General features: G+C 69.4%; 14 protein-coding genes and 2 rRNA genes (1 of these 16 running past the window's edge). 6 read left to right on the top strand and 10 right to left on the bottom strand.

The features are described 5' to 3' along the window. Positions 1-137: 137 nt before the first annotated feature. Both ACWPXE_RS27710 and ACWPXE_RS27705 read left to right on the top strand, forming a co-directional pair. Positions 138-1,049, top strand: a complete 912-nt coding sequence (locus ACWPXE_RS27710) for a DMT family transporter (RefSeq protein WP_149164056.1) — start codon at positions 138-140, stop codon at positions 1,047-1,049. A 122-nt stretch (positions 1,050-1,171) separates the two neighbouring features. Beyond that, positions 1,172-1,678 (top strand): MarR family winged helix-turn-helix transcriptional regulator, encoded by a 507-nt coding sequence (locus ACWPXE_RS27705; protein ID WP_237904426.1) that lies wholly within the window; start codon positions 1,172-1,174, stop codon positions 1,676-1,678. On the opposite strand, the gene ACWPXE_RS27700 is transcribed toward ACWPXE_RS27705, so the two are convergent. From ACWPXE_RS27700 to ACWPXE_RS27680, 5 genes are all read right to left on the bottom strand, one after another. After that, positions 1,662-2,438 (bottom strand): ABC transporter ATP-binding protein, encoded by a 777-nt coding sequence (locus tag ACWPXE_RS27700; protein WP_454020399.1) that lies wholly within the window; start codon positions 2,436-2,438, stop codon positions 1,662-1,664. The genes ACWPXE_RS27705 and ACWPXE_RS27700 overlap by 17 nt on opposite strands. Continuing rightward, positions 2,435-3,283 (bottom strand): ABC transporter ATP-binding protein, encoded by an 849-nt coding sequence (locus ACWPXE_RS27695; protein ID WP_454020398.1) that lies wholly within the window; start codon positions 3,281-3,283, stop codon positions 2,435-2,437. Before ACWPXE_RS27695 ends, ACWPXE_RS27700 begins: the two co-directional genes overlap by 4 nt. Continuing rightward, positions 3,280-4,191, bottom strand: coding sequence for a nickel transporter permease (nikC, locus tag ACWPXE_RS27690; RefSeq protein WP_454020397.1), 912 nt, complete (start codon positions 4,189-4,191; stop codon positions 3,280-3,282). The genes ACWPXE_RS27695 and nikC overlap by 4 nt, the downstream gene beginning before the upstream one ends. 10 nt (positions 4,192-4,201) lie before the next feature. Further along, positions 4,202-5,221, bottom strand: a complete 1,020-nt coding sequence (locus ACWPXE_RS27685; RefSeq protein WP_145625582.1) for an ABC transporter permease — start codon at positions 5,219-5,221, stop codon at positions 4,202-4,204. Positions 5,222-5,325: 104 nt separating this feature from the next. Next, a complete protein-coding gene (locus ACWPXE_RS27680; protein WP_454020396.1) occupies positions 5,326-6,933 on the bottom strand; it encodes an ABC transporter substrate-binding protein in 1,608 nt (535 codons plus the stop codon). Between the two features lie 229 nt (positions 6,934-7,162). On the opposite strand from ACWPXE_RS27680, the gene ACWPXE_RS27675 reads away from it, so the two are divergent. Next, positions 7,163-7,321 carry a hypothetical protein gene (locus tag ACWPXE_RS27675; protein WP_454020395.1) on the top strand — a complete coding sequence of 53 codons (159 nt, stop codon included), beginning with the start codon at positions 7,163-7,165 and terminating at the stop codon, positions 7,319-7,321. A gap of 58 nt (positions 7,322-7,379) precedes the next feature. After that, positions 7,380-7,601 carry a hypothetical protein gene (locus ACWPXE_RS27670; protein ID WP_454020394.1) on the top strand — a complete coding sequence of 74 codons (222 nt, stop codon included), beginning with the start codon at positions 7,380-7,382 and terminating at the stop codon, positions 7,599-7,601. A gap of 7 nt (positions 7,602-7,608) precedes the next feature. Here ACWPXE_RS27670 and ACWPXE_RS27665 read toward each other — a convergent pair whose 3' ends face one another. Next, complete coding sequence (locus ACWPXE_RS27665) at positions 7,609-8,823, bottom strand: hypothetical protein (RefSeq protein WP_454020393.1); 1,215 nt, start codon at positions 8,821-8,823, stop codon at positions 7,609-7,611. Further along, positions 8,820-9,428: a tetratricopeptide repeat protein gene (locus ACWPXE_RS27660; RefSeq protein WP_454020392.1), complete on the bottom strand. Its 609-nt coding sequence runs from the start codon at positions 9,426-9,428 to the stop codon at positions 8,820-8,822. Before ACWPXE_RS27660 ends, ACWPXE_RS27665 begins: the two co-directional genes overlap by 4 nt. A 45-nt stretch (positions 9,429-9,473) precedes the next feature. Here ACWPXE_RS27660 and ACWPXE_RS27655 point away from each other — a divergent pair, with 45 nt between their 5' ends. Then, a complete protein-coding gene (locus ACWPXE_RS27655) occupies positions 9,474-9,881 on the top strand; it encodes a hypothetical protein (protein WP_454020391.1) in 408 nt (135 codons plus the stop codon). A 9-nt stretch (positions 9,882-9,890) separates the two neighbouring features. Here ACWPXE_RS27655 and ACWPXE_RS27650 read toward each other — a convergent pair whose 3' ends face one another. Continuing rightward, entirely contained in the window at positions 9,891-11,465 is a 1,575-nt protein-coding gene (locus ACWPXE_RS27650; protein ID WP_454020390.1) for a helicase HerA domain-containing protein, read from the bottom strand. Between the two features lie 182 nt (positions 11,466-11,647). On the opposite strand from ACWPXE_RS27650, the gene ACWPXE_RS27645 reads away from it, so the two are divergent. After that, complete coding sequence (locus ACWPXE_RS27645; RefSeq protein ID WP_454020389.1) at positions 11,648-13,519, top strand: bifunctional diguanylate cyclase/phosphodiesterase; 1,872 nt, start codon at positions 11,648-11,650, stop codon at positions 13,517-13,519. Positions 13,520-13,669: 150 nt separating this feature from the next. Here ACWPXE_RS27645 and rrf read toward each other — a convergent pair. Together rrf and ACWPXE_RS27635 are read right to left on the bottom strand one after the other, a co-directional pair. Beyond that, a 5S ribosomal RNA gene (gene rrf, locus ACWPXE_RS27640) occupies positions 13,670-13,785 on the bottom strand. 133 nt (positions 13,786-13,918) lie between these two features. Continuing rightward, positions 13,919-14,746, bottom strand: a 23S ribosomal RNA gene (locus tag ACWPXE_RS27635) (it continues 1,919 nt past the right edge of the window).

Raw genomic sequence — 14,746 nt, 5'->3', positions numbered from 1 at the left:
AGTGGGGGGCCCGACGCGACGACCTCCCCACACCCCCGCCATGCCACCGTCGCACTACCGCCCCGGCGGGGTTCCGGATAGGGCGCGGGCACAATGCCCCATTTTGCGCCCCGCCCTGCCCTTCCGAAGCTCCCATCATGCTGACCGCCAACCTCGCCGCCCTGGGGGCTGCGCTCTGCTGGGCGGCCAGCGGGCTGATCGCCATCGGCCCGGTGCGGGCCATCGGCTCGGTCGCCTTCAACCGCCTGCGCATGAGCATCGTCTTCGTCGGCACGGCGCTGGCCGCGACGCTGCTCGGCGGCTGGCAGACTCTCGACCTGCAGGGTGCGGCGATCCTGGCGCTGTCCGGCGCGGTCGGCATCGTGATGGGCGACACCGCGCTGTTCTGGGCGCTGGGGCGCATCGGCCCGCGCCGCAACTCGGTCATCTACGCCACCAACGCGCCGATCACCGCGCTGCTCGCCTGGGCCGTGCTGGGAGAGGCGCTGGGACCGTGGACGGCGGTCGGCATCGCGCTGGTCACCGCCGGGGTGATGCTGGCGATCTTCTTCCGCGCCAGCCCGGTCCCGAACGGCACCGGCACCGTTCCCCATGACTGGGAGTCGGTGCGGGGCCGCCTGCTGGTCGGCGTCGGCGCCTGCCTGATCGCCGCGGTCTGCCAAGCCGCCGGTTCGGTCATCGCCCGGCCGGTGATGGCGGCGGGCGCCGACCCCATCGCAGCGGCGGCGGTGCGCGTCGGCATGTCGGGGCTGCTGCTGTTCGCCGGCGGGCTGCTGCCCGGCCAGCGCTTCGGCTTCGGCCCCGGCCTGACGCCGCGCATCTTCGCCCAGGTGGTGGTGAACGGCTTCATCGGCCTCGGGCTGGGGATGACGCTGTTGCTGATCGGGCTGGCCCACGGCAACGCCGGCGTGGTCGCCACCCTGTCGGCCACCAGCCCGGTGCTGATCCTGCCGATGCTGTGGGTCTGGACCCGCCAGCGTCCGGGGGCCGGAGCCTGGGCGGGCGCCATCGTCGCAGTGCTGGGCGTGGCGCTGATCGTCAACCGCTGAGCCGGTCGGGAAATCTCCGCGGTTTGGAAATTTTTATCTGAAACGGTTGCGTCCGCCAATTTCCGGGGCAGGATGGAGAAACCGGCACCCGGTTCCCGCATTCCGATAAGGCGCGACACCCCATGGCCTCCCCCCGCCGCAAGCGTTCCGGCGCCGATCCCGCCGCGCCGGTGCTGCATCTGACCCGCTTCCTGCCCTACCGCCTGTCGGTGCTGTCCAACACGGTCAGCCACACGGTGGCGAAGCTGTACGAGAAGCGATTCGGCATCACCATCCCGGAATGGCGGGTCATCGCCGTGCTGGGCGGCGGCGAGACGCTGAGCGCGGGGGAGATCGCCCAGCGCACCGCCATGGACAAGGTGCAGGTCAGCCGGGCGATCAGCCGGATGCTCGATTCGGCGCTGATCCTGCGCGAATCGGGCGCCACCGACCGCCGCAAGGCGCAGCTGACCCTGACGCCCAAGGCGTTGGCGATCTACACGGAGATCGTCCCCCTCGCGCTGGCCTACGAGCGGGAGCTGACCGGCGCCCTGACGGAGGAGGAGATGGGGCAGCTCGACGGCCTGTTGGCCAAGCTCCAGGCCCAGGCCGACGCCCTGGCCGCCCGCCCCGCTACGCGAAGTCCTTGAAGCTGTCCGCCGCCGCGCGGTCGTAGCCCTGGCTGGCGCGCAGGAGCTGGCGCGTGTAGTCCTCCCGCGCGGCCCCCCGGCGCAGCGAGTCCACGTCCATCTCCTCGACGATGCGGCCGCGGTTCATCACCGCCAGCCGGTCGCACATGGTGGCGACCACCGCCAGATTGTGGCTGACCAGCACGTAGGTCAGCGCGTGCTCCGCCCGCAGCCGCTTCAGCAGGTTGAGGATTTCCGCCTGCACCGACACGTCGAGCGCCGAGGTCGGCTCGTCCAGCAGCAGCACGCGCGGCTCCAGCACCAGGGCGCGGGCGATGGCGACGCGCTGGCGCTGCCCGCCGGAGAGCTGGTGCGGGTAGCGGAAGCGGAATTGCGGCCCCAGCCCGACGTCGCGCAGCACCCGGTCGATCCGCCCATCGGCGTCGCGCAGCCCGTGGATGGCGATGGGCTCGGCCAGGATGCGGTCGATGGTGTGGCGGGGGTGCAGCGAGCCGTAGGGGTCCTGGAAGACCATCTGGCAGGACTTGAAGAAGCCCTTCTCACGACGACGGCCTTGCGCCGCGCCGGCCACGGCGATGGACCCGGTCCAGTCGTGGTTCAGCCCGACGACGGCGCGCAGCACTGTCGATTTGCCCGACCCCGATTCGCCGACCAGCCCGAAGCTCTCGCCCTCCTGCACGGTGAAGGACACCCCTTGCACGGCGGCCACCGCATCGGCGCCATGGCCGAAGGTGACGCGCAGATCCTTGACGTCGATCATCGCCCGCCCTCCAGCCAGGACGGGTCGCGCGCCAGCACCGGCAGCTCCGCCCGCGTGTCGTCCAGACGCGGCAGGCTGTCGAGCAGGCCGCGGGTGTAGGGATGCTTCGCCGCGTGCAGCTCCGACGCGCGGCAGGTCTCGACCACCCGGCCGGCGTACATGATCAGGATGCGGTCGCAGAAGGACGCCACGAGGTTGAGGTCGTGGCTGACGAAGATCATCCCCATGCCGCGGCTGGAGCACAGCTCGTCCATGATCGCCAGCACCTGCATCTGCACCGTGACGTCGAGCGCCGAGGTCGGCTCGTCGGCGATCAGCAGGTCGGGGTTGGGGATCAGCATCATGGCGATCATGATGCGCTGGCCCATGCCGCCCGACACCTCGTGCGGGTAGAGGCCGTAGACGCGCTCCGGGTTGCGGATGCGCACGGCCTCTAGCATCTCCAGCGCGCGCCGCTTCGCCTCCGCTTTGTCGGCGCTGGAATGGACGCGGTAGGCCTCGGCGATCTGGGCACCGATGGTCATCACCGGGTTCAGCGAGAATTTCGGGTCCTGCATGACCATGGAGATGCGGCGCCCGCGGATGCCGCGCAGCCGCTTCTCCGGCAGGGTCAGCAGGTCCTCGCCCTGGAAGGACAATTTGTCAGCGGTGACGATTCCAGGCGGCGGGACCAGCCGCAGGATGGCCCGCCCGGTCATCGACTTTCCGGAGCCGGACTCGCCGACGATGCCCAGCTTTTCCCGGCCCACGGTGAAGGAGACGCCGCGCACCGCCTGCGTCAGGCCCGTCCGGGTGGGGAAGGAGATGCGGAGGTTCTCGACCTCCAGCAAGGGTTTGTCGCTCATTGGCCTTTCGGGTCCAGAACGTCGCGCAGGCCGTCGCCCAGCAGGTTGAAGCCCAGGCTGACCACGAAGATGGCGATGCCGGGCATGGTGGCGACCCACCACTGCTCCAGCACATACTGCCGCCCGGTGGCGATCATCGCGCCCCATTCCGGGGCGGGCGGCTGCGCGCCGAGGCCGAGGAAGCCCAGCCCCGCCGCCGTCAGGATGATCCCCGCCATGTCCAGCGTCACCCGCACGATCAGCGAGGAGGAGCAGAGCGGCACCACATGACCGAGGATGATCCGCGGCGTCGAGGCGCCCTGGAGCCGTGCGGCGCTGATGAAGTCGCTCTTGCGGATGGTGATCGTCTCGGCCCGCGCGATGCGGGCGTAGGGCGGCCAGCTGGTGATCGCGATGGCGATGATGGCGTTCTCGATGCCCGGTCCCAGCGCCGAGACGAAGGCCAGCGCCAGGATCAGCTTCGGGAAGGCCAGGAAGATGTCGGTGACGCGCATCAGCACCGCGTCCACCCAGCCGCCGAGATAGCCCGCCACCGTCCCGATCAGCAGCCCGGCCACCGGCGCCGTCACCGCGACCAGCGCCACGATCATCAGCGTCAGGCGGGAGCCATAGAGGATGCGCGTCAGGATGTCCCGGCCGAAGGCGTCGGTGCCCAGCCAGTGCGCCGCGCTGGGCGGCAGCAGACGCTGCGACAGGTCCTGCATGTAGGGGTCGTAGGGCGCGAGCAGCGGGGCCAGCGCCGCCATCAGCACCAGCAGCAGCACGATGCCAAGCCCGATCATGGCCAGCCGGTTGCGCGCGAAGGCCAGCCAGCCCAGATAGACCCGGCCCAGCCGCGCCTGCCCGCGGGACTGCGGCGTCTCCGCCGTCAACCACGCCCGCAGCCCGTTTTCGGTAACGTGCGTCATCGTGCCACCCTCATCGCGCACGGGGGTCCAACAAACGGTACAGCAGGTCGGACAGCAGGTTGAGGCCGATGAACACCGCCCCCACCACCAGCGTGCCGCCCAGCACTGCGTTCATGTCCGCCGACAGCAGCGAGTTGGTGATGTAGAGCCCGAGCCCCGGCCAGGCGAACACCGTTTCCGTCAGCACCGACCCTTCCAGCAGCGAGGCGTAGGACAGCGCCACCACCGTGGTCAGCGGCACCGCGATGTTGCCCAGCGCGTGGCGCCAGATCACCCGCGCCTCCGACATGCCCTTGACGCGGGCCGTCGTGATGTATTCCTGGCGAAGCTGGTCCAGCATGAAGCTGCGCGTCATGCGCGCGATGTAGGCCACGCTGTAGAGGCCGAGGATGCCCGCCGGCAGCACCAGATGGTGCAGCGCGCTCCAGAACACGTCGGTCTCGCCGGCCAGCAGGGCGTCCACCGTGATGATGCCGGTCACCGGATCGACCAGCCCCTCGTAGAAGACGTCCACCCGCCCCGGCCCCGGCGCCCAATCGAGCCGCGCGTAGAAGACCAGCAGCGCCATCAGCCCCAGCCAGAAGATCGGGATGGAATGGCCGATCAGCCCGATCACCCGGATCAGATGGTCCGGCCAGCGCCCGCGATGGACGGCGGCCATCACCCCCGCCGGGATGCCCAGCAGAACGCCGACGACCAGTGCGGCGGTCGCCAGTTCCAGCGTCGCCGGGAAGACGCGCAGGATGTCCTCCAGCACCGGACGGGAGGTCAGCACCGAGGTGCCGAAATCGCCCTGCAGCACGTCGCCGACGTAGCGCAGGAACTGCTGCCACAGCGGCAGGTCCAGCCCCAACTCCTGCCGGACGCGGGCATAGGTGTCGGCGGACACGCGGTCGCCGACCACGGAGATCACCGGGTCGATGGGCACCACGCGCCCGATCAGGAAGGTGACGAGCAGGAGGCCGAGGACGGTCAACGCCACCGAGACGAGCAACCCCGCCCCGCGAATCGCATGACGCCGCCCCGGCATCCCCGGTCGTTTCAAGATAGCGGCCAAGTTTCACCTGAGTTCGAAAACAAAACCCTCTCCCCAGAGGGGAGAGGGGATGAAGTGCGGGAAGGGTAAAGCCCGCCTTACTTCTTGCTGACCTTCCAGTAGTAATTGCTGTCGAAGCTCGGTCCCCAGACCAGCCCTTCGACGTTGCTGCGCTCCGCGATCACCTCGGTCTGCTGGAACATGATGACGAAGGGCGAGGTCTCCAGCACCTCGCGCTGCAACTCCTGATACATCGCGGCGCGCTTGGCGGTGTCGCGCTCCTCGACCGCGGCGGCGGTCTTCTTGGTCAGCTCGGGGATGTCCCAGGCGTTGCGCCAGGACAGCGGCTTGGCCTTCGCGTCGTCGGCATTGTCCGGGTTGGCGGCGAAGGTGTCGGCGTTGGTGTTCGGGTCCTGGTAGTCGGCGCCCCACTGATAGAGCAGCGCCTCGTGGTTGCGGGCGCGGTACTTGGTGACCACCTGCTTGCCATCCGCCGGCAGCAAGTTGATCTTGATGCCCGCCGCCGCCGCGCTGCCCTGGATGGCCTGGGCCATGTCCATGCTGGGCGAGGTGTTGCGGACGTCCATGGTCACCGTGATGCCGTCCGGATAGCCCGCCTGCTTGAGCAGCTCCTTCGCCTTGGCCGGATCGTACGTGTACGGGTTCTCCTCCAGCGCGCCGAGGAAGCCCTTGGGCAGGAAGGCCTGATGGACGGTGCCCAGCCCGTTCATGATGGTCTTCGCCATGCCGTCGTAATCCACGGCGTACTTGAAGGCCTTGCGCACGTCGGGCTTGGCCAGGACCTCGTTCTTCTGGTTCAGGCCGAAATAATAGAGCGTGCCCTTGGGCGCCTGGACGATGCGGATCTTGTCGTTGCCGCGCAGCGGCTCGAACTGCTCCGGCTTCAGGTTGCGGGCCACGTCGACGTCGCCCTTCTCCAGCAGCAGGCGCTGGGTCGCCGGCTCCGCAATGTGGCGGATCAGCACGCGCTTCACCGCCGGCGCACCGCCCCAGTAATTGGGGTTGGCCTCCAGCGACAGAAGCTCGCTGGCCTTCCACTGGCGCAGGACGAAGGGGCCGGACCCGGCGGAGTTGGCCTTCAGGAAGGCGGCGCCGAAGTCGCCGTTGACCTCCTTGCTCTTGACCAGCTTCGAATCGACCACGCCGGAGACGTCGGCGGTCAGGCAGTAGAGCACGAAGGTTGGGGCGTAGGTCTTGTCCGTCTCGAACACCAGGGTGCGCGGGTTGGTCGCGCGGACCTTCTGGTCGACGTTTTCCGGCGTCAGGCCGAACTGGGTCAGGATGAAGGCCGGCCCCTTGTTCATCTTCACGGCACGCTGGAGCGAGTAGGCCACGTCCTCCGCCGTCAGCGGGTTGCCGGAGTGGAACTTGATGCCGTCGCGGATGGTGAAGGTGAAGGTCTTGCCGTCGTCGGAGACGGTCCAGCTTTCCGCGACCTGCCCGTGGATCTTGCTGACGTCGTTGACGTCGAAGCGGATCAGCCGGTCGTAGACCTGGGCGCCGTACTCGGCCCCCGACAACTCGAATATCTCGCCGGGATCGAGCGTCACGATGTCGTCGAACTGCCAGGCCATGACCAGCGTGTCCTTCGGCGTGTCGGCCAGGACCGGCGAGGCCGCGAGACCGAAGGAAAGACCGGCGGACAGAAGGGCGGCACCGGCCAGACGGCGCGCGAGCGTGTTCATGGTTCCCATACTCCCTGCGTGATCCCGGAACGACCCCGGACGGGGCGAATTCTCTTTGGAATTCTTAGCGGTTAACGGCCGGATGATCCGGCGGCGCGGGTTCGCCTGTCAAGCGGGCGGCGGTCATAGCGGCCCCCTGCGACCAAACGCGAAGGCCGTACCCCGGTCCGAAACGGGCTTGCCGATCCCACCCTTCCGTCCACATCACTGTCAAAGCGATGGAGGACCCATGGACCAGGACCGCGAGAACGGCCAGTCGCGCGTGCCCAAGCCGCCGAGCCGCGACGAGGTGGAGACGATCAGCGACGCGCAGCGCTACATCACCGACGACTGGACCGGCGACGGGGGAAAACCGGAGGACAAGCCCACCGACGACAGCGGCCGTTGAGTCCGGAACCGTCCCCGCGTAGCTTCGGCGACCAGCAACCACGCGCGCGGGGACGACCATGATCGGGAACAACGGAAAGCCGGTGTCGAAGGAGGGGCTGCGCCAGCACCTCGCCGCCTACAACACGCAATCGCGCGGTTCGAAGGAGTTCGCGGCGATCCCGCGTGCTCTCGTCACCGTCTGCGACAATCTGAAGGCCGGCAAGACCACCTACGTGAAGTGCCTGGACGGCCAGTTGCAGCTGTCGCGGCGCAAGGACAACAGCGTCCAGGCGGCCTAGCGGCTCGTCACCCCTCGCCCTTCACTGGAAAATCGAACCAGGGCAGGCGCAGGAACTCATATTCGCGCAGCCGTGGCGTCCGCCCGCGCCGCATCCAGTCGTGGAGGATGGCGTAGGGCGCCGCCTGGTCGAGCGTCCAGGCCGCCTCGCCCCGGTCGAAGAACCAGCCGATGTAGGCGCCGACGAGCCCGAGGAACTCCCGCCCCGCCGCGGTCGGCGCGATGCCGAGGAAGCTGACGATGATGTCGTCGAACGGCCCACGGGCGCGGCGGTCGCGCATGACGGTCAGGTCCCAGCCAGCCCCGTCGCGCAGGTCTGGCGGAAGCGGCGCCGTGCAACGGGCGTCGATGTCGGTGATGAAGACCGGCGCCCCGGTCCGCTCCAACAGGTCGAGGGCCACGAAGAAGCGCGCGCAGGCGTAATAGGTGGTCTCCGCCCCCGGCGCGTGGACGGGCAGGTCGATGCGCTCCAGCGACCAGGACAGCCGCCCCGGCTGGGCGGCGCAGCGGCGGTCCAGGTCGGCGTGGTCCTCCGCGTCGGGATTGACGACATGGACATGCACGCGGTTGCCCGCCGGGTCCTTCAGGGCGTGGGACAGGAACCAGCCGCCGAAGCGCCGCCAATAGCCGGAATCGACGCTGACCAGCAGGATCGCGTCACCACCCGCAGCAGGAGGAACCGGCATCGACCGCTCCCCCGCCCCGGCGATGCGCGGCCGGTACGCGGCGAGCGCGTCGAGGAAGACCGGCCGCGCATCGACCTGCCGCCATTTCGCCGCCTGCGGGTCGGCGCGGATGGCCTCCTCCGACCAGCCGCGCAGATAGCGCTGGACAAGCCGCGAGGCGGTCGCCAAGCGCCCCCGCCGGTAGAGACCGTGTGCGATGCAGGCCGCCGCCGCGCCATCCCCCGGCGCGCGCCGCAGTCGGTCCCGCGCCCGCTCAGCGATCCGCTCCAGCCGGGCGTCGTCCAGCATGCCGCGGTGGATGGTCAGCACGGCGGTGCGGAACAGCGCGGCCTCCGCCACCTCCCCCGCCCCGCGGTCCAGCGCCGCCAGGAACAGGTCGAGGACGCGGCCCAGCGGCTCGCCCCAACTCGCCTCCGGGCGGTCGGCGCGGGGAAACTCCGGCAGGGCGCCGCTTGCCTGCAAGGTCGCCATGGCGAGGTTGCTCAGCGCCGCCCCGTCGTCCGGACGCAGCCGCGCCGCCCGGCCGTAGCCCGTCACCGCCCCATCGGCCTCCCCGCCGCCAGCCGTGCACGCCCCACAGCCGCCCAGCCGTCGGCGCTATCCGGCGCCAGGGCCAGGGCATAGGCCAGCCAGCGCTCCGCCGCCAGCGGCTCCGGCCCGCCAGCCAGCAGCCGTCCCGCCGCCAGCGCCGCCGCCCCATAGCCGGGATCGATCCGCAGGGCGGTGCAGAAGCATCCCAGCGCCTCCCCGACCCGGCCCAGATCGCCGAGCGCCACCCCCCGGTTGAAGGTGGCCTTGGCCCGCGCCGGCTCCAACGCCAGAGCGCGCGCGTGCTGCGCGGCCGCCCGCGCCGCATCACCGCCGCCGCGGCGCAGACTGCCCAGATTGTCGTGATAGTCCGCCGCCTCCGGGTCCAGCGCGATGGCCTGGGCGATCAGCGACAGCGCCTCCTCGCTCCGCCCGGTCTGGCCGGACAACACGCCCAGCAGATGCAGCGCGTCGGCCTGTCGCGGATCGGCGTCGAGAATCGCCCGGTAAACCCCGGCGGCCTCGCCCATCCGTCCGGCCCGGTGGTGGCCGATGGCGATGGCGTAGGCTTCGGACAGGCTGACCATGACGACTCCGGGCTGCGCTTGCGACATCGCGCCCGCTTGCGGAGGCGCGCCGTCCCTCTACCATCGCGGGCCATGAGAACCGATCCCGACGGCCTTCCCCATCATGACGACCGCCGCGCCCTGGCGGAAGCCCTGCGCGCCGCTCTGACGCAGCGTTTCCCGAACGCCGACGCCGACCTGACCGCGGCCATCGGGGCCATGGCGGCCAGCCGCTTCTTCGGGGTGCGCTTCCGCGCCGAGGGCAACGCCGCCCGCGCCTGGGTCGCCCGCCGCCCCAACCCTGACGTGTTCGAGGTCTGGGACCCCGCCACCGGCGCCTGGGATTTCGTCGAGCGCCTGCCTGACCCGTCACTTTACCAGCCGACGCCGGAAGGCACCGCGCGCATCGCCGCCAAGGCACAGCAGGCCATGGCCGCGGTCGCCGCCGCCGGGCGTCTGGCCCACGCCCTGGCCGCCGGGATCGAGCCGGACGACGAATAGAAGGCCCGCTCAGGCGGTGGCGAACAACCCGCCGTCCTCCGGCCCCTCCGACCCGCCGTCGGCGTTGGGGTCGGCGTTCGGATCGCCCAGCGCCGTCTCCCAGCCCAGCGCCGGCAGGGCGATGCTGCGCGTGTTGCCCAGCCCGCTGCGCGTGGCGACGAAGCCGCGCTGCTCCATGTAGGTCAGCAGGCGCCGCGCCCGCCCGCGCGACCGGCTGCCGCAGGCGCGGGCCACGTCGGCGTCGGACGGGCAGGGCAGATGGTCCAGCGCCGCGCGGGCCAGCAGCAGAAAGACGACTTGAATGTCCTCCGGCAGGGTGGCCGCGACCTGGGTCGCCTTTTCCCAAGCGGGATTCTCCGCGGTGCCGTCCCCCGCCCCGGCGCGGGCCGCCGCCAGCTTGCGCCGGAAGGCCGGCAATTCCAGAAGCTCGCCCCGCACCCCCTGCGTCCGGCAGCGCACCAGGAAGTCCTGATACAGCACGGCGATGGAGCGGTAGGGCGCCTCCGGATTGGCCAGCACCTCGCGCAGGATCGCCTCGTAGGCGGCTTTGCGCTCCGCCGCCTGCTCCGGCGTTTCCGGCTCCTCCATGGGCGGCGCGGATGCTGCGTCGTCGGTTTCCGGCTCCACCGGCAGGGGGCGCGGGCGGGAGAGCTGGGCCAGCAGATCGGCGCTGGCGCTGGTCGAGGGGCGGCGCACCGGCAGGCGCGGCGGTTCCGGATCGCCCGGCCTGAAGATCAGCTCCCGCGCGTCCTCCAGCGGGGTGTCGGGCAGCGGCATCAGCTTCGGGCTGCCGGCGCGCCCCTGCGTCTCCACCGCGCCGATGCGCAGCGGCAGCGGGCGGCGGGAGATGGCCGGGCCGAGCGCGATGAAATGGCCGCGCTCCAGATCGCGGAACATCTCCGCGGTGCGGCGCTCCATGCCCAGCAGGTCGGCGGCGCGGGCCATGTCGATGTCGAGGAAGGTGCGGCCCATCAGGAAGTTGGACGCCTCCGCCGCCACGTTCTTGGCGAGCTTGGCGAGGCGCTGCGTCGCGATCACCCCGGCCAGCCCGCGCTTGCGCCCGCGGCACATCAGGTTGGTCATGGCGCCCAGCGAGACCTTGCGCGCCTCGTCCGACACCTCGCCGGCGGCCGACGGGGCGAAGAGCTGGGCCTCGTCCACCACCACCAGCATGGGGTACCAGTGGTCGCGGTCGGCGTCGAACAGCCCGCCCAGGAAGGCCGCGGCGTGGCGCATCTGCATGTCCGCGTCCAGCCCCTCCAGGTTCAGCACGACGGAGACGCGGTGCTGGCGCACGCGGGCGGCGACGCTCTGCAAGGCGGCCTCGCTGTGCTCGTCGGCGTTCACCACGATGTGGCCGAAGCGCTCGGCCAGAGTCACGAAGTCGCCTTCGGGGTCGATCACCGCCTGCTGCACCCAACGTGCGCTCTGCTCGATCAGGCGGCGCAGCAGGTGCGACTTGCCGGAACCGGAGTTGCCCTGCACCAGCAGGCGGGTCGCCAGCAGCTCCTCGAGATCCAGCATCGCCGACGCCCCCGTCGCGCCAGCCGTCATGGCCGCCCCCATGTCGATGCCGACCTTCATGCCCCGCCGCCCCCAGATCCATCATCGTCTGCGTTGAAGCGCACCCCTATAGCGCAAAGCGGGGTCATGGTGCGAAGGGCATTTTGGATCGCCCTCGCGCAGACGCCTTGCCTTTGTCACGAAATCGAAAAGATCATCCGCTACAAGATGGGCTTGCCCGCGACGAACATGGACAGCCGGCGGTGGACGAAGCCATGGCCTCGGTGCCAGCAGACGAATGGGACGATCGCTCCGGCACACCGGCGGGGGGCCCCCGCAAGGCCGCGCTGCCGGCGGAATGGATCCGTCTTCTGGCTGGGCTGTCGGTCGCCTTCCAGCCCATCGTGCAGATGCGCACCGGGCGCTGCCACGGGATGGAGGCGCTGCTGCGCGGCCTGGAGCTCAGCCCCTTCGCCAGCCCCAACGACCTGCTGGACGCCGCCTGCATGCAGGGCCTGCTGGCCGAGGTCGAATGCGCCCTGCATGCCAAGGCGGTGGCGGCCTTCCGCGCGCTGGACCACTGGCCGAACGCCAAGCTGTTCCTGAACATCGACGCGCGGGTGGTCGGAGTGGCCGGCTCGCCCTGGCTGGCCCCCGTCGCGCTGGATGGCGGCGCGCCCGACCCGCGCCTGACCATCAGCCTGGAAATTTCCGAGCGGCGGGAGCTGCGTCCCGACCACAGCATCGAGCAGGCCATCGACCGCTACCGGCAGGCGGGCATCGGGGTGGCGCTGGACGATTTCGGCGTCGGCTTCGCCGGGCTGCGGCTGCTCTACGAATCCAAGCCCGACTATCTCAAGATCGACCGCTATTTCATCGACGGCATCGACCAGGACACGCGCAAGCGGGCCATCGCCCACGCGCTGGTCGGCTACGCCCACGCGCTCGGCATCCTCATCATCGCCGAGGGGGTGGAGACGGAGAAGGAATTCTACACCTGCCGCGATCTCGGCTGCGACTTCGCCCAGGGCTATCTGATCGCCCGGCCGAGCCTGGACTTGCGCGCCGTACCCGAGCGCTACGGCATCGTCGAGGAGTTGGACCGCCAGGACCGGCGCAAGCCAAACGAGGCCCGCCTGCGCCTGTCCGAGGTGATCGAGCGGCAGCCGCCGCTGGCCGTCAATTCCCCGAAGACCGAGCTTCTGGAATATTTCCGCGGCGACAACAGCCCGTCCATCGCCCCCATCGTCGACCGCCAGCAGCGCCCGCTGGGGCTGATCCGCGAGCGCGACCTGAAGCGCTTCGTCTATTCGCGCTTCGGCAGCGAGCTTCTGCGCAACAAGGGGCTGGGCGACACGCTGCTGGATTTGGTGGTGAAGAGTCCGGTCTGCGACATCTCCACGCCGCTCGACCAGGTGATCGAGGCCTTCTCGGCGGAGGAGGCCAGCGACGGCATCATCATCATCGAAGGCGGCGAGTATGCCGGCTTCCTGTCCAGCGGCGCGCTGATCCGGCTGGTGCACGAGCGCAACCTCGCCATGGCCGCGGACCAGAACCCGCTGACCCGCCTGCCCGGCAACGCCGCCATCGTGCGCCACATCGAACGCGCCCTTCAGGAGCAGGACCGCAGGCACGTTCTGGCCTATCTCGACTTCGACAACTTCAAGCCCTTCAACGACCGTTTCGGTTTCCGCCAGGGCGACCGCGCCATCCTGATGTTCAGCGAGCGGCTGAAGGCCTGGGCCTCGGGCAACGGCGGCTTCGCCGGCCACATCGGTGGCGATGACTTCTTCGTCGCCCTCAGCGGTGCCGAGGACGAGGACGCGCTCGCCCGCGTGGCGGACCTCGTCGCGCAGTTCCGCTCCGACGCGGAGAGCCTCTACGATCCGGAGGCGCGGGAGGCCGGCTGCTTCGAGGGCAAGGACCGTTACGGCGCGGTGCGGCGCTTCCCGCTGCTGTCGGCCAGCGGCGTCGCCGTGGTGATCGCTCCCGGCCCGCACCGCCTGACCCCCGACGCGATCAACACCGCCATCGCCGGCCACAAGGCCATCGCCAAGGAAAGCCCCGACAAGCTCTGCACCGTCCACCTCCCAACCCTTTCGTCCCCTCGCCCGCCGGTGGCGGGGGAGGGTTAGGGAGGAGGCCGGCCGCGACACCCCGGACACGACGAAAAGCCGGCGCTTTCCGTTGGGAAAGCGCCGGCCTTGCCGTTCATGAAGCCGATTGTCAAGTGTGTTTGAAACCCATCCATCCAAGTCCTTGATGGCTTGGCGTGTGCCGTGGTGACCTGGCGGCGACCTACTCTCCCACGTCTTAAGACGCAGTACCATCGGCGCTGAGGCGTTTCACGGCCGAGTTCGGAATGGGATCGGGTGTTGGGAGCCTCGCCATGACCACCAGGTCACCAAGGCACACGCGAACCATCCGGACCGGACGGGCGGGTTTCGTTAAGTTTGAGGACGTCTGCTCTTGTTCTTTGCGGTGTTGGCTCGTGCGTCCAGGGCTTGCCGCTGCGCGCGGGCCGCCTGCTGGGAAGGATCAAGCCGATCGAGCGATTAGTAAGGCTCAGCTTCAGGCGTTGCCGCCCGTCCACATGCCTCCTATCGACGTGATGGTCTGTCACGGCTCTCAAGGGAGTTCTGGTTTTGAGGTGGGTTTCCCGCTTAGATGCTTTCAGCGGTTATCCCGTCCATACTTAGCTACCCGGCCATGCCACTGGCGTGACAACCGGTGCACCAGAGGTATGTCCATCCCGGTCCTCTCGTACTAGGGACAGATCCTCGCAAAACTCCGACACCCACGGCAGATAGGGACCGAACTGTCTCACGACGTTCTAAACCCAGCTCACGTACCACTTTAATCGGCGAACAGCCGAACCCTTGGGACCTGCTCCAGCCCCAGGATGTGATGAGCCGACATCGAGGTGCCAAACGACTCCGTCGATATGGACTCTTGGGAGTCATCAGCCTGTTATCCCCGGCGTACCTTTTATCCGTTGAGCGATGGCCCGTCCACGTGGGACCACCGGATCACTATGGCCGACTTTCGTCTCTGCTCGACTTGTCTGTCTTGCAGTCAGGCGGGCTTATGCCATTGCACTCGTCGAGCGATTTCCGACCGCTCTGAGCCCACCATCGCGCGCCTCCGTTACACTTTGGGAGGCGACCGCCCCAGTCAAACTACCCGCCATGCAGGGTCCCGGCTCCGGATCAACGGAGCGCGGTTAGATGCCAGAGACCTCAAGGGTGGTATTTCAAGGATGGCTCCACCCGAGCTGGCGCCCGGGCTTCCTAGCCTCCCACCTATCCTACACATGAGATCCCTAGCACCACTGCAAAGCTGTAGTAAAGGTGCACGGGGTC

The organism is Azospirillum sp. Marseille-Q6669 (assembly GCF_965111635.1).
The sequence above is the reverse complement of the archived record's forward strand: the minus strand, read 5'-3'. Positions and strand labels throughout refer to the sequence as shown.